This is a genomic window from Ochrobactrum sp. C6C9, from assembly GCF_022627935.1.
Taxonomy (GTDB): Bacteria; Pseudomonadota; Alphaproteobacteria; order Rhizobiales; family Rhizobiaceae; genus Brucella; species Brucella teleogrylli.
Map to the genome: position 1 here is coordinate 1 of NZ_JABXGB010000020.1, position 14,438 is coordinate 14,438.

Sequence of the window (14,438 nt, forward strand, 5' to 3'; positions counted from 1 at the left end):
CCGGGCATCTTCTCGACGAGCATCGCTTATAAAACACGCCCGGATATGCAGATGCAGGTGGGTTATTTTCTGGTCAACGCGCAATAATGCGCGTCGCGAAAAAGGCCCGGGAGCATATCCCGGGCCTTTTGCTTAAAACCTTATTCAACCGTTTCCTGAACGGCATTTGCAGTGCCTTTTACATCGCGTCCGACGCCGCGAACCGTATTGGCGCAAGAAGCCAGTGTGAAGGCACAGAGAACAATAGCAACCGGGACAAGGCGGGTCAGTTTCATAGCGGTCTCTCCGAATAAGGATGTCGTTACAGCCCAAACCAATGGGCACACATGCTTGTATCGTGCCAGCATTCCATCGGCCCACCCCGGACCCCGCCTCTGTCAGCTGGCGATGAAGCCGTTTCATCCGGCTGTCATAGAGGAAATCTAGCGCAACATTTCGGCCTGACAAGAGACGGGATTACTTAGACCCACAAGTTCTTGTGAGATGTATCAGCAAGAACGAAAAGTCTCGAAGCGGCCCGTCCGACGATAAGCTTCGAACACATTGCGCAAGTTCTCCGCCACTGCATGGATATGTGGTCCGGCTTCCGGCTTTATGATCATGCCAAGCTGATAGCGCCCCAGTTCCGGCAGGCCATGTTCCGAACCCAGCGCGACAATGCCTTCGCCAAGCAAGGTCTTCGCGAAAGGCGCGATGGCGAGATCGGCCATGATGGCGGCGCGCTGCCCGGTAGAATGCGAACTCATATAAGCGATGCGATAGGGACGCCCCGAGCTTTCAAGCGCTTCCAGAGCATTGCCGCGCCAGGCGCAGCCCTCTTCCCAGATGGAAAGCGGCAGCGGATCGCGACGATAAGCCGTTCCACATTTCGCCCCGGCCCAGACGAGTTCCTCATCGAGCAGAACTTCCGTGTCCCCCTTGCCGGGCACCGTATGCGACATGTTCACCAGCGTTACATCGAGACGCCGTTCATCCAGGCGCTTGCGCAGATTGCTGCTCTGATCGATCACCACATCGACGGTCACACCGGGATGGGTTTCGGCAAAACGCTTCAAGACGAGCGGCAAAACACATTCGCCGATATCGTCGGGCGAGCCCAGCCGCACCACGCCGGTGACAGTCGGCGCGACAAATTTCGAAACCGCTTCACGGTTGAGCGCCAGAAGGCGACGCGCAAAACCGAGCAGAACTTCGCCATCGCTGGTGAGTGTCACCGAACGGGCATCGCGGTCAAACACGGCGACGCCGATCTGCTCTTCAAGTTTCTTGATCTGCATCGATACGGCCGATGGCGTGCGAAACACCGCATTGGCTGCGGATGAAAAACTGCCGGTGTCCGCAATCGCCACAAAGGTGCGAAGGACATCGATATCGAGCATTGGCAAAGGATGCTGGACGGGCGCTGTCATGACGGAACTCCGGTGATGATAAATCAAATTTTCTGATCTTAAGCCTTTTTATATTTCGTTTGATTGAACGTCAAGCACACCGCACATTAAGCACATCGAAAACACCCATCCCGCTGCAGCAGGCATTCAAACCAATCCATTCTCGCCCCGAGGAGACCGAAAATGACCGCACAATGCCAAACTATGGGCCAAGCCCTAAGCCAGACAGCAGCCCGCGACCGTCGTTCAGCGACGTCGGAATCGCCTTCGATCTTTACATGGCTGCGTCAGGCCCACTCTGAAATAAGAAGCCAGATCGAACAGTGGATGCTCGACCGCAAAATTGCACGCACGCGCCTCTCGATCCAGAATTTGCCGGAACATATTCGGCAGGACATCGGCTGGCCCGCAATCGATGACCGCCTTCCGATGACCCGACCGAGCCAACCCACGCGTGCCAACACGCTCCACAACGGTTGATTTGCGACAAACATCTCTTTTCCAATGAGGGCGAGCCTGTCTCGCCCTCATTTTCACGACATGAAAATACCTTCTCGCGGCAGGCATTTAGCCGCACTTTGCAACCTAACCGTTCTGTGTCTCAATAAAGCACTGTCCCGTTTGCGTCATTGCTCTCCCCTAGTGTTTGCGGGCAATGATGCCGGGATCGCCGGTCTGATAGCGACCGGCAAAAAGCGGGGCAAAAACAGGCCCCGCAGTCGTGACGGAGACGGAAGCATCGCCGCGTCGGGAACCGCAGCGCGTGCTTCATAAAGTGGGAACGGTCCGGTTATGAACCAGGCTTCATCGGTTAAGCGGTCTATTGTCTTTTTTCTGGTGCCGAACTTCTCGATGATCGCGTTTGCGACCGCCATCGAGCCGTTACGCATCGCCAATCGCATGCTCGGTTACGAAGCCTATCGCTGGCGTCTGACGTCGGCGGATGGCCAGCCAGTAACGGCATCGAACGGCGTGGTTTGCGCCGCCAATGCCTCGCTGGAAGACGAACGACGCTATCTGCAACGCGAGCAGCGCCCGTCCATGGTGTTCGTCTGTTCCGGCGTCTATGTCGAGGAATTCCGCAACAAGTCGGTCTTCGCCTGGCTGCGCGAAGAATATAACCGCGGCGTCGCGGTCGGCGGCCTGTGCACCGGCGCGCATATCCTTGCGGCAGCCGGCCTCCTTTCCGGCAAGCGTTGCGCCATTCATTGGGAAAACCTGCCGGGCTTTGCCGAGGCGTTTCCGAAGGCGGAAGTCTATGCCGACCTGTTCGAGTTCGACAGCAATATCTACACCTGCGCAGGCGGAACAGCCTCGCTCGACATGATGCTGAAGCTCATCGGCGATGATTTCGACGCCAATCTGGTCAACAAAATCTGCGAGCAGGCGCTGACCGACCGCGTCCGCAGCCCGCAAGACCGGCAGCGTCTGCCGCTGCGCGCGCGCCTTGGCATCCAGAACTCGAAAGTTCTAACGATCATCGAGATGATGGAGGCCAACCTCTCCGAGCCGCAGGCGCTGATCAATGTCGCCCATACCATCGGCCTGTCGCGCCGTCAGGTCGAGCGTCTGTTCCGGCAGGAAATGGGGCGCTCTCCCGCCCGCTATTATCTGGAAATCCGCCTCGACCGAGCACGGCACCTGCTTTTGCAATCGTCCATGCCGGTGGTGGAAGTGGCGGTGGCCTGTGGCTTCGTTTCCGCGTCGCATTTTTCCAAATGCTATCGCGAACTCTATGGACGCTCGCCGCAGCAGGAACGCGCAGATCGCAAAATGCTCATCGCAGCATAGGCTGGATCATTGCGACAGATCGAATGCCCGCTGGATGAAGCAGTCCGATCCTCGTGTAAAAGACTAAGAAAATCAGTATCGTAAAGCGTCTTTCGGAATCAGTTTCGCAAGATCGGGTGACGCTCGTACCGGCATGTCGCTTGCAGAACAGGCTTGTTGCGAATAACCCCGGCTTTGCCCGGTGGCAGACGCAGTCGTGTCAGGCAGCGAATATGTCGTATAAAGGCAAATATCCTGCCCCGTCAGCGATTATGGTTCTGTCAAATACCAACCAGGGTCACATAAAATGGCAGAGTTTCCTAAGAAGGCGAAGGTCGTAATCGTCGGGCTCGGCGGCATCGTCGGGGCATCCGTCGTGCACCACCTGATCGAACGGGGCTGGGACGACATCGTCGGCATCGACAAGTCGGGCATTCCGACCGATATCGGCTCGACAGCCCACGCGTCGGATTTCTGCTATGCAACCAGCCACGATTTCCTCTCCTGCTGGACCACGCTTTATTCCATCGATTTCTACGAGAAGATGGGGCACTACGCCCGCGTCGGCGGAATTGAAGTTGCGCGTGTGGGCGACGATGGCCGCATGGATGAAATCAAGCGCAAGGTCGCATCGGGCAAGGCGTTTGGCACCCGCGCCCGCCTGATGGAACCGGCAGAGATCAAGGAAAAATTTCCGCTGATCGAAGAAAGCATGGTTCAGGGCGGCCTGTGGGACCCGGATGCCGGTCTGGTCATCCCACGTTCGCAGACGGTTGCTGGCAAACTGATCGATCAGGCGGAAGCCGCTGGCAAGTTGAAGAGCTTTGCCAATACACCCGCCCAGTCGCTGCTGGTCGAAAACGGTCGCATCAAGGGTGTTGTCACCCATCGCGGCACGATTGAAGCCGATTATGTGGTGATCTGCGCTGGCCTCTGGGGACGTTTGATTGCCGAAATGGTCGGTGAAGATCTGCCTGTCATGCCGATTGACCATCCGCTGACATTCTTTGGTCCTTATAATGAATTCGAAGGCACCGGCAAGGAAATCGGCTGGCCGTTGATGCGCGATCAGGGCAATTCGGCCTATATGCGCGACACCGGCGATCCGAAGACCGCCGAAGGTGGCCAGATCGAATGGGGCTATTACGAAGAGACCAATCCGCGCCTCTGCCACCCGCGTGATCTTCTGGAAAAGCACGAAGCGCGCCTTTCGCCATCGCAGCGCGACCTCGATATGGAACAGGTTCTGGAACCGCTCGAACGCGCCATCGAGTTGACCCCGATCCTCGGCGAGCTTGGCTATAATGAAAGCCATTCCTTCAACGGTTTCCTGCAAGTCACCACCGATGGCGGCCCATCCATGGGTGAAAGCCAGAAGGTGCGCGGCCTCTGGTATGCGGTGGCCATCTGGGTCAAGGACGGCCCCGGCATGGGCAAGCTTATTGCCGACTGGATGACCGATGGCCGCACATCCATCGACCATCACGCCATCGACTATTCCCGTTTCTATCCGCACCAGATGACCGAACAGTTCATCTGGGATCGCTGCACCGAAACGGCAATGAAGGTTTATAACCCGGCGGTGCATCCCCGTGAGCCTTTCTCCAAGGGCCGCAATATCCGCCGTTCACCCTTCTATGAACGCGAAGTGGAGCTTGGCGGCTATTTCATGGAACTCGGCGGCTGGGAGCGTGCGCATGGCTATGCCGCCAATGAACACCTGCTGGAAAAATACGGCGACCGCGTACCCGTGCGTGAAAATGAATGGGACAACCGCCATTTCTGGCGCGTTTCCAATGCCGAGCATCTCGAACTGACCGAAAATTGCGGCATCATCAATCTTTCACATTTCGCGATTGTTGACATTGAAGGCCCGGACCATGTCGAGCTGATGGAATGGCTTTGTGCGGCCAAGATCGGCGGCGACGCCAATATCGGCAAGGGCATCTATACGCATTTCCTCGACGATGAAGGCATGGTGCGCGCCGATTTCACGGCAATACGCATGGCGGACCGCATCCGCATGATCAACGGTGCCGATGCTGGCCCCCGCGATTTCCATTACATGCGCCGCGTGGCCGAGGATAAGGGCTTTGACGTCACCATCACCGATGTGACGGAGAAATATGTCACCATCGGCATCTGGGGCCCGAATGCCCGCGAAAATCTCAAGAAAGTCGTTGAGAATCCTGACGGTCTCAATGCCGAAAACTTCCCGTTTGCGGCGATCAAGCCGATCAGGATTGCGGGCAAGGACGTGACCGCCTTCCGCATTTCCTATGTTGGTGAACAGGGCTGGGAATTGCATATGCGCTATGAAGATGGCCTCGCCGTCTGGGATGCGCTGCGCTCCACCGGCACGATTGCCGTGGGTGTCGAAACCTATGCCAATACCCGCCGCATGGAGAAAAGCCTGCGCCTTCAGAACGCCGACCTGCTGACCGAGTATAATCTCCTTGAAGCAGATCTGGCGCGCCCGAAGGTCAAGGAGGCCGATTTCCGGGGCAAGGCCAAACATGTCGAATATCGCGCCCGGGAACATCAGCCCGCTATGCTCTGCACGCTGGTCATGACCGACAATATCGATTCGAAGGGCGTCGCCCGTTTCCCGGTCGGCATCATGCCGGTCATGGAGCCGGAAACCGGCGAAACGCTGGTCGATGAACTGGGCCGCCGCTCGTTCACCTCGTCGGTCGCTTTCGGCCCGACCATCGGCAAGAATATCGCGCTTGCTTATCTGCCATGGAGCCATTGTCAGGAAGGCCGCAAGCTGACCGTCGAATATTTCGGCGAAACCTATCCGGTCGAGGTAGCGTCTGTTGGCTATAAGCCGCTTTACGACCCGGAAAACCTCAAGCCGCGCAGTTGAGCCAGCGGTGAGGCCAACAAAAAGCCGGGCACAACGCCCGGCTTTTTCAATTCAATAATGCGGCAGACTTATTTCAGCGTCGCCTTGCCGCCGGTGATGGTGATCGTCTCATCACCGGTCAGCGCTTCGCGGTCGCCGTTCGGAAAAGTGACGAAGCAGCCTGCGGCGCAGAAATCGACAGTGTCGCCCGGCGCCACAACCATCTCGCGCTTTGAAGCACCTTCGGTGACCACGATTGTCTGCGCGGCGCTGTCCTTGTTGGAAATCTTGGCGGCGTAAGAACCGCCCATGGAAGCGGCAAGCATGACGACTGCGCCAAGACCGATCGTAGCAAACTTGTTGATCTGAATTACGTTCATATCGTTTCGGTGTTTCCACCGCTCCCGCTTCTACAACCCTGATGGAAGCAAGCCTTGCTTCCATCCTCGATGAACGACCCGCCGTTCGTAGCTCTTTTATAAAAGGACAAAACTGAACTGCAACTGAACGAGGCGTGATCACGCTTTATCGTCGTTGTCGTCCGTTGCCTTTGCCTTCTCTTCGCGCACCTTCTTCTTTGGCGACGCTGTCGGCGCCTTTTGCATGATCTCGGAAAGTTTTTCGATTTCCGGCAGCCCCAGCACGAGATCGGTCGAAGACGACGACAGATGCAGCCCCTCTTCGTGGAAGCGCTCCACGATCTGGAACCGCAACTCGTTCTTGATGCCGCCGGTCGCAGTGATGTCTGCGACATGCGCATAGATGTCGAACACCATCAGTGAATCGGTCATGCTCTGGAAAGCGACGAACGGTTCTGGATTCTTGAGAATGGACGGATGGCCGCGCACGATATCCAGCAACAGCGTGTGCACACGGCGCGGGTCTTCCGTATAGGAAGCCTGAACATTGATATCGATGCGGCCAAGCTTGTTGCGATGCGTCCAGTTGCCGACATTGCCGTTGATGAGCGTCGAATTCGGCACAATGATCGATTGCTTTTGGAAGGTTTCCACTTCCGTTGCGCGCACACTGATCTTCTTGACGATGCCGCTGACCGTGCCTGCTTCCACCCAGTCACCGACCTTGAACGGGCGTTCCGCCAGAAGAATGAGACCGGAAACGAAATTCTGGACGATGTTCTGGAGACCAAAACCGATACCAAGTGAAAGACCACCGGCGATCAGCGCCAGATTGGACATATTGAACCCGGCCGCCGAGACGCCCATCAGGGCGGCGAGACAGAGACCGACATAACCGATCACCGTGCGGATGGAATTGCGCACGCCGGAATCGACGCGGCCCCTCGCCATGACGCTGTTGTCGAGCCAGTTCTGGAACCAGCGCGTCAGCAGATAGCCGATGACGAACAGCAAAATGCCGGTGAGCAGCCCCATCAGCGAAACCGACATATTGCCGATTTCAAAGCCGGTCATCAGTTTGAAGAATGCATTTTTCAGCTCGGCCCACTGGAAGCCGAGCTGCATCAGCACCAGCGGAATGCCGATCAGTGCTACGACTAGATTGATGAGAATGCCTGCGACAAGCCCCAGCTGGTCGAGCGTCGCATCGTCAAAGTGGAAACGCTCGCGCAAGCTCGCGCCGACCTTGCTTGACGCAAATGCCTGTTCTTCGGAAATGGCGCGCCCCGTCAGGAAGCCCAGATACATCGTCACCAGAAAAGCGCCGGTCACGACGATCTGCTGTGACAGAAAGCGCGCCATGCCGATATAGCCGAAGAGGGCGGCCAGAATGGGCAGCAATCCCAATATGATCAGAAATATCTTGAAGAGACGCGGCCATGACCGCACGCGCTCGTCATCCCGCCGCACTACGGGTTTCAGGAAGGCGATTGCCAGAATGAGAATGCCCACCATGACAGTCGCCAGCAGGCTTTGGGCCATGGTGAGCGACAAGGGCGACGACAGTAGCTTGTTGACGGTACCGATAAAAGAATCGACGCCCGTCGTCAGCGCTGTCGCGGTTATCAGCAAGCCCAGAATCCGCCCCGGACGCGGCGCGACCGGTACGAGGCGCCATTGCGGCATGTCGGGACTGATACAGGCAGCGGCCAGACGATGAATGAAGAAGACGAGACCGAGGACGATGAACAGCGATTCCAATATCGACGCAACGTCCGTTCTTAGAACATTGAAATAGTTCAGGAAAAAATAGGTCGTCGCCAGAAAGACGCCGAGTGCTGCAGACGGAATGACCGTGGACCAGAAGGCGACCAGAAGGCGGCTAAGGTAGGACGGCGACTCGATGGTCGGGTCTCGTTGATATAGCGTACCAAGCAAACGCCGCGCACCGAGCTGGATCACCAGCGCACCGACGAATGCGAAAAATGCTGCTGCCAGGAACGAGTTTAGCTTGAAGGTGACGACGAAGCGCCACCAGGACTGGATGATGCGCCACAGCGATATGACCTGATTATTCGCCGCTGAAGCGACCTCCGTGCCGAGCGCGGTATCGAGATTGACGCGTTGCGACAGCGTCTTCGCAAAAAGGTCGCGACGCAGATCGCCGATCTTCGCCGACATCTGGTTGACGCTGAGCGAGGTATCTTCCGTGTCGCCGATCATCGCGTTAATCAGCGCCTTTTCGGCGGTGAGGCGCTTGCGCTCATCCGTCACGATACCCGGCTCTGTCGCATCGCCCGATGGCGCGGGGCCAAGCTGCTCCAGACGCGTATTGATCTCGGTCAGTCGTGGACGAAAGGCGACACCCGCATCAAGAAGCTTTTTGGACAGTGCGTCGAACTGAAGCTTCAGGTTTGCCAGCGCTTCGTCGCTGTTTTCAGCTTTCTGCAGCTGTTCTTTGAGCTTGTCGGCCTGCTGCTTCAGATCGTCAATGATCGGCTTTTGCTGCTGCACGATGGCCGATACCGGCGGCTGAGATTGGTCGCCATCTTCCGGCGCTGCCTGAGCACCATCGTTCGACTGGCTGGCAGGCGCTTGACTGGCAGGAGCCTGCTGCGCTTGCGGCTTGTTATCCTGTGCGCTGGCGGGCGCTATGCTGCCCAACGAAAGCGCGCCGATCAAAAGAGAAAATGCAACGAACCGAAACGTCGATAAATGGGCCAATTTCAAATCTGCCGTTATGAAGATCACTGTTTCAACATAAAGCGCCGTAGAACGGAAGCAAGGCAGGTTGCAAGAGAGAATCCCACGTGCTCCCCAATGGCATGAACGGTGCTTTTCGCCCGCCACTTGTTGCGAGGCGACAATGAAACCACGGCAAAACGCCAGTATTTCCTTGTTCGCACCGGCACAAATGGCTAATGAGGATTCGTGAACAGTGCAGAAACTGGCTCGAATCCTGAGCGAGACTCTAACGAAAGTCTGGGCAGTTTTATGATAGGCATGAACAGCACAGGGCAGCATAGACAGCATGGTTTCATGCTGTTGATGGCATGCGTGCTGTCTTTTGCAGCACTATTGTTCGCCGTGGACTTCTCTGCACTGAACGACAAGACTGGCGACGATACATCTCGCAGCCTTCATAAAATGCTTGCCGCCAGACAGGCTGAAAGCACGCCGACAGCTCCTGTCCGGCAGCAATCGGCACCCGCACCGCAGCCCATGCGCGCCATTCTCGTCGAAGCCATGGCCGCGAAAATCAAAGCAGCTTTTCCGCTGGGTGGTGACACGGCACTCGCCGTTGCCCGAGCCGGTCATCCCTTTGCCAATGCGAAATCTGCAGAGGCCGGGCGCGATTTTCAGCATTTTACGGCTGCCCAGCAATATTTTGGTTTTGCCCGCGCACCTCCTGTAAGCGCATAATAGGCACCATCGGAAGACTGGCTTTCTCCAGTCCCCAACACTTTTACGTAAAACAGCGTCATCCGCCCCCACACAGATTGTGGCTTTCCATTCCGGTCAGCCTGTCGGGATTTTGAGATGACGCGCAGACTCGGAACCACAATCCATGCGTACTTCGAAATGGGTCGTAGCGCTGTACAGCCTGATCGTCGTGATCGGGCTTATCATCGCCTTGCCCAACTTCTTCACACAAAAACAGCTGGATGCGATGCCATCCTGGTTCCCGAAGCGTCAGGTGACGCTCGGTCTCGACCTGCGCGGCGGCTCCTATCTCGTGCTGGAAGTGGACGCAGCCGGCCTTAAAAAGGACCGCCTGCGTGCGCTGCTGGACGATGCCCGCAGCAAGCTGCGCGCTGAGCGCATCCAGCCGCAGTCGATCCGCGCCGTGGGCGATGCCGTCATCGTGGCAATTCCCGATGCCGACCAGCGCGCCAAGGCGGAAACGGCGCTTCGCACGCTCATCTCGCAGGTCAACACCAGCGGTTTCGGCACGGCGATCAATGATATCGACGTCAACTCGACCGATAATCAGGTCCGCCTGACGCTGACCGAAGCGGGCTTCAATTACCGCCTCGACGCAGCACTGCAGCAGAGCCTCGAAATCATCCGCCAGCGCGTTGACCAGGTCGGCGTTGCCGAACCGTCGATCCAGCGCGTCGGTTCCGACCGTATCGTGGTTCAGCTTCCGGGCCTCCAGGACCCGGCTCAGCTTCGCCAGCTTCTCGGAAGCACGGCGAAGATGAGCTTCCACATGGTCGCCGATGTCAATCCGAACGATACGCCGCCTCCGGGCGTGACGATCATGCCGGATTCCAAGGATGCGAATATCAAATATCCGATCGAAGACCAGATCGCGCTCTCGGGTGAACGCCTGACCGATGCCCGCGCCGGTTTCGACCAGCGCACCAATGAGCCGATCGTTTCCTTCCGTTTCGACAGCCTTGGCGCACGTCAGTTCGCCGATATCACCACGAAGAACGTGAACCGTCCTTTCGCCATCGTTCTCGACGGCAAGGTCTTGAGCGCACCGGTTATTCGTGAGCCGATCACCGGCGGTTCGGGCCAGATCAGCGGCAGCTTCACCGTTCAGGACACTGTCGTTCTGTCCGCCCTGCTGCGCGCAGGCGCCCTGCCCGCGCCGCTGACTGTCATTGAAGAACGCACCGTCGGTCCCGACCTTGGCGGCGACGCCATCAAGATGGGCCTTGTCACCGGCATCATCGGCTTCGCGCTGGTGGCCGTGTTCATCGTTCTGCTTTACGGCCTCTGGGGCATGATCGCCAATGTGGCGCTTCTTCTGCACACATTGCTGACCTTCTCCGCGTTGAGCCTCATCGGGGCCACGCTGACCCTGCCCGGTATCGCCGGTATTATTCTAGGTATCGGTATCGCGGTCGATGCGAATATTCTCATCAACGAACGTATCCGCGAAGAAACGCGTAAAGGCCTCGGCGCGATGGCGGCGCTCGACAAGGGCTTCCACAGCGCCTTTGCAACCATCGTCGACTCTAACGTCACCTCGCTGATCTCGACGCTGCTTCTGTTCATGTTCGGCACAGGCCCGGTTCGCGGCTTCGCCATCACCATGATGCTCGGCATCGCGATTTCGATGTTCACCGACGTGACGCTCGTGCGCATGGCGATGGGCTGGTTCGTGCGTCGTCGCAAGCTGAAGGTTCTGCATATCGAGCCGATCCTGAAGTTTGCGCCGGAAGGCACCAACTACCGCTTCATGAACGCGCGCTTCGCCGGTATCGGCGTGTCCATCGTGCTGTCGATTGCCTCGATTGTGCTGTTCTTCAAGCCGGGCCTCAATTACGGCATCGACTTCAAGGGCGGTATCCAGGCCGAAATCACCACGTCGCAGCCCGCCGACCTTGCGCAGCTTCGCGCCAAGCTCGGTTCGCTGGAACTGGGTGAAGTGGCGCTCCAGAGCGCAGGCAGCCCGAATGAAGTGCTCATCCGCATCCAGCGTCAGGATGGTGGCGAGGAAGCGCAGACGGTTGCTGTCAACAAGATGCGCGAAGCCGTTACCGAGCTTGATCCGGGCGTGAAGATCGAACGAACAGAAGTCGTGGGACCGAAAGTCTCCGGCGAACTGGCGCGTTCCGGCTTCATAGCGGTCGTGCTCTCCGCACTCGGCATGCTGGTCTATCTCTGGTGGCGGTTCGAGTGGTTCTTCGCGCTCGGCGCGATCATAACCCTTGTGCTGGATACGACCAAGATCGTCGGCTTCTTCGCGCTGATGCAGCTCGATTTCAACCTGACGGCAATCGCTGCTCTCCTGACGATCATCGGCTATTCGGTGAACGACAAGGTGGTTGTCTATGACCGCATGCGTGAAAACATGCGCCTCTACAAGTCGAAGCCGCTGCGCGAGATCATCGACATGAGTATCAATCAGGTGCTCGTGCGCTGTATCTACACATCGCTGGTGACATTCCTCTGTATGTTCCCGATGGCGATCTGGGGCGGCAGCGCCGTCCATAATTTCGCCGTGCCGATGCTGTTCGGTATCGTCATTGCGACGTCGTCGTCGATCTTCATCGCAGCGCCGATCCTGCTTCTGCTGGGCGACTGGTGGCAGCACCACAAGGAGGCTCACAAGCCTGCTGAAGAAAAGGCCATCGCGCAGAAGTAATCCAATCGCCGGGCAGGATTTCCGTCTTGCCCGGCTCCCACAATGAATTGACAGAAGCATGTTCCCCGAAAGTGGAAACCGATTTTGGGACAAGGACATGCTAAAACAGAGGGAAACGGCACCCTATGCCCCATGACACGCCTTTGATAGCGACAATCGTCATCGGGTTATGCCTTGCCTTCATCTTCGGTGCTGTAGCCACCCGCCTCAAAATCTCTCCACTGGTTGGCTATCTTCTGGCTGGCGTTATTGCCGGTCCGCACACACCCGGTTTCGTTGCCGATCAGGACCTCATTTTGCAGCTCGCCGAAATCGGCGTCATCCTGCTGATGTTCGGCGTCGGTCTGCATTTTTCCCTGAAAGACCTGCTATCCGTTAAAGCCATCGCCGTTCCGGGCGCGTTGGCGCAAATCGCCACCGCGGCCGCCCTTGGCACCGGCCTTGGCCTTGCGCTCGGTTGGGACGTTGAAGCAGGCATGGTCTTCGGCCTTGCGCTATCCACCGCCAGTACCGTCGTTCTGTTGCGTGCCATGCAGGAGCGCCGCCTGATCGACACCGAACGCGGCCGCATTGCCGTCGGCTGGCTGATCGTTGAAGATCTCGCCATGGTGATGGCGCTTGTCCTGCTGCCCGCCGTCGCCAGTGTCACGGGACGCGCGACCAGTGCCGCAGCAAGCGACCCGCTTGCGGCCTGGCTTGGCCTCGGCATTGGCGGCATCATTCTCCTGACCATCGCCAAGGTGGTTCTGTTCGTCGCCCTGATGCTGGTGGTCGGGCGCAAGGTCATTCCCTGGCTTCTCAACGTCGTCGCACAGACCGGCTCGCGCGAATTGTTTCGTCTTGGCGTTCTGGCCATTGCGCTCGGTGTGGCTTTCGGCGCGGCGCATCTCTTCGGCGTGTCCTTCGCACTCGGCGCATTCTTCGCCGGTATGGTGATGAGCGAATCCGAGCTTAGTCACCGCGCAGCTGAAGAATCCCTGCCCTTGCGCGACGCCTTCGCAGTGCTGTTCTTCATTTCGGTCGGCATGTTGTTCGACCCGATGAGCCTTTTGAAAGACCCCTTGCCCCTTCTGGCCACGCTTGCGATCATCCTGATCGGCAAATCCGTAGCGGCCTTCTTTATCGTCCGGGCCTTCCGCCGCCCGGTCAGCACGGCGCTAACGATTTCGGCAAGTCTGGCGCAGATCGGCGAATTCTCGTTCATTCTCGCCGGGCTTGGCGTCAGCCTCAATCTATTGCCACCCGCCGGACGCGATCTGATTCTCGCTGGCGCAATCCTTTCCATCTTCCTCAATCCGGTGATGTTCATCGTCGCGGAACGGATGCGGCCCTGGATCGAAAAGCGCAGCGCAAGCGAAGCAGCAAACGAACCAACGGGCAGCGCAGCCATCGATGTTTCCGAACCGGAACCATTGCCTCACACGCTTCTGACCGGCCACACGATCATTGCTGGCTACGGACATATCGGCAGCAGGCTGGCCACCAGTTTGCAGGAACATGCGATGCCGTTCCTCGTCATCGATGACTCGCCGAAAATCTGCACCGCTTTGCGGGAAAAAGGCATCGAAGCTATTGCGGGCAATGCCTCCGATACCGAAATATTGAATGCGGCGAATCCGGGGCTTGCCAAAAATCTGGTCATTGCGATTCCGAATGCCTTCGAGGCAGGACGCGCAACCGCTCTGGCCCATGCGGCCAACTCGGATATTCACATCGTCGCGCAGGCCAGTTCGCAGGCCGAAGCACAATATCTGACCGATCTTGGTGCAACCGCCGTCATTCTTGGCGAAGAGGAAATTGCAAAGGCAATGGCCAAGGCAATCGGCGCAGACGTTTCGAATACGGGCGGCAATGCTTCTGCCCGGCAGCCACAGCGGCATATTCAGGCACAGGACGACAGTTCTGTGACTGCCGCTGATGGCGAAGCACAGGCTATATAAGGGGGAACACAGATGAAAATTGAAGGGGCG

Annotated in this window: 9 protein-coding genes and 1 pseudogene; 6 read left to right on the forward strand and 4 right to left on the reverse strand. The window is 57.8% G+C overall.

Annotated features, from left to right (window positions below):
• Positions 1-140: 140 nt before the first annotated feature.
• Both HWD97_RS16095 and HWD97_RS16100 read right to left on the reverse strand, forming a co-directional pair.
• Positions 141-275, reverse strand: coding sequence for an entericidin A/B family lipoprotein (locus HWD97_RS16095; protein WP_010659830.1), 135 nt, complete (start codon positions 273-275; stop codon positions 141-143).
• A 213-nt stretch (positions 276-488) separates the two neighbouring features.
• The gene (locus HWD97_RS16100; RefSeq protein WP_109369299.1) at positions 489-1,409 is read right to left on the reverse strand and encodes a LysR family transcriptional regulator; all 921 of its coding nucleotides are present in this window, start codon (positions 1,407-1,409) and stop codon (positions 489-491) included.
• Between the two features lie 162 nt (positions 1,410-1,571).
• Here HWD97_RS16100 and HWD97_RS16105 point away from each other — a divergent pair, with 162 nt between their 5' ends.
• From HWD97_RS16105 to HWD97_RS16115, 3 genes are all read left to right on the forward strand, one after another.
• Positions 1,572-1,868, forward strand: a complete 297-nt coding sequence (locus tag HWD97_RS16105; protein ID WP_124916210.1) for a DUF1127 domain-containing protein — start codon at positions 1,572-1,574, stop codon at positions 1,866-1,868.
• A gap of 312 nt (positions 1,869-2,180) precedes the next feature.
• On the forward strand, positions 2,181-3,179 hold the full coding sequence (locus HWD97_RS16110) for a GlxA family transcriptional regulator (RefSeq protein ID WP_109369301.1): 999 nt from the start codon (positions 2,181-2,183) through the stop codon (positions 3,177-3,179).
• A gap of 286 nt (positions 3,180-3,465) precedes the next feature.
• Positions 3,466-6,027, forward strand: a complete 2,562-nt coding sequence (locus HWD97_RS16115) for an FAD-dependent oxidoreductase (RefSeq protein ID WP_109369302.1) — start codon at positions 3,466-3,468, stop codon at positions 6,025-6,027.
• 68 nt (positions 6,028-6,095) lie between these two features.
• Here HWD97_RS16115 and HWD97_RS16120 read toward each other — a convergent pair whose 3' ends face one another.
• On the reverse strand, positions 6,096-6,386 hold the full coding sequence (locus HWD97_RS16120) for a hypothetical protein (RefSeq protein WP_109369303.1): 291 nt from the start codon (positions 6,384-6,386) through the stop codon (positions 6,096-6,098).
• Between the two features lie 215 nt (positions 6,387-6,601).
• Positions 6,602-9,089, reverse strand: a pseudogene (locus HWD97_RS16125) (mechanosensitive ion channel domain-containing protein); the annotation flags it as partial.
• A gap of 270 nt (positions 9,090-9,359) precedes the next feature.
• On the opposite strand from HWD97_RS16125, the gene HWD97_RS16130 reads away from it, so the two are divergent.
• The 3 genes from HWD97_RS16130 to ybaL all read left to right on the forward strand — a co-directional run bounded on the left by HWD97_RS16130 (position 9,360) and on the right by ybaL (position 14,408).
• Positions 9,360-9,788: a hypothetical protein gene (locus tag HWD97_RS16130; protein ID WP_109369304.1), complete on the forward strand. Its 429-nt coding sequence runs from the start codon at positions 9,360-9,362 to the stop codon at positions 9,786-9,788.
• 145 nt (positions 9,789-9,933) lie between these two features.
• Positions 9,934-12,468 (forward strand): protein translocase subunit SecD, encoded by a 2,535-nt coding sequence (gene secD, locus HWD97_RS16135; RefSeq protein WP_109369305.1) that lies wholly within the window; start codon positions 9,934-9,936, stop codon positions 12,466-12,468.
• Positions 12,469-12,593: 125 nt separating this feature from the next.
• Positions 12,594-14,408 carry a YbaL family putative K(+) efflux transporter gene (gene ybaL, locus HWD97_RS16140; RefSeq protein ID WP_109369306.1) on the forward strand — a complete coding sequence of 605 codons (1,815 nt, stop codon included), beginning with the start codon at positions 12,594-12,596 and terminating at the stop codon, positions 14,406-14,408.
• Positions 14,409-14,438: the final 30 nt, after the last annotated feature.

Bases quoted from the DNA above. Each gene is read 5' to 3' on its own strand.
- HWD97_RS16095 (WP_010659830.1), bottom strand. From the start codon at position 275: ATGAAACTGACCCGCCTTGTCCCGGTTGCTATTGTTCTCTGTGCCTTC.
- HWD97_RS16100 (WP_109369299.1), bottom strand. From the start codon at position 1,409: ATGACAGCGCCCGTCCAGCATCCTTTGCCAATGCTCGATATCGATGTC.
- HWD97_RS16105 (WP_124916210.1), top strand. From the start codon at position 1,572: ATGACCGCACAATGCCAAACTATGGGCCAAGCCCTAAGCCAGACAGCA.
- HWD97_RS16110 (WP_109369301.1), top strand. From the start codon at position 2,181: ATGAACCAGGCTTCATCGGTTAAGCGGTCTATTGTCTTTTTTCTGGTG.
- HWD97_RS16115 (WP_109369302.1), top strand. From the start codon at position 3,466: ATGGCAGAGTTTCCTAAGAAGGCGAAGGTCGTAATCGTCGGGCTCGGC.
- HWD97_RS16120 (WP_109369303.1), bottom strand. From the start codon at position 6,386: ATGAACGTAATTCAGATCAACAAGTTTGCTACGATCGGTCTTGGCGCA.
- HWD97_RS16130 (WP_109369304.1), top strand. From the start codon at position 9,360: ATGATAGGCATGAACAGCACAGGGCAGCATAGACAGCATGGTTTCATG.
- secD (WP_109369305.1), top strand. From the start codon at position 9,934: ATGCGTACTTCGAAATGGGTCGTAGCGCTGTACAGCCTGATCGTCGTG.
- ybaL (WP_109369306.1), top strand. From the start codon at position 12,594: ATGCCCCATGACACGCCTTTGATAGCGACAATCGTCATCGGGTTATGC.